The 299-nt window shown below is 62.9% G+C and carries 1 protein-coding gene; it reads right to left on the bottom strand.

What is annotated here, in order from left to right; all coding sequences use genetic code 11:
* The coding region (locus ACWGS9_RS35660) for a transposase (protein ID WP_454509541.1) at positions 1-299 on the bottom strand (299 nt) is incomplete at both ends.

Raw genomic sequence — 299 nt, 5'->3', positions numbered from 1 at the left:
CTGAGGGTGTTGTAGAATAGGACCGCAATCTTGCGGGCGGTCGCCGTCACGGCTTTCGCCTTGCCCGCACGAGAGGAAAGCCGACGATAAAAGGCGCCGAGCGCCGTATCGCTCCGCCCAATGGTCGTGGCCGCCAACCGCAACAATGCGGCTGCTCGACTTGACGATCTCCGTGTGCGCGAGGAGAGCACCTTGCCGCCCGAGATTTTGTTCCCCGGCGCCAGGCACAGCCATGAGGTGAAGTGCTTCGCGGTCGGCCATGACCGCAGATCAGTGCCGCACTCGCCAATGAGCTTCAA

This window comes from Mesorhizobium sp. Arg314, assembly GCF_053714275.1.
This window is presented reverse-complemented; position numbering and strand designations above follow the sequence as displayed.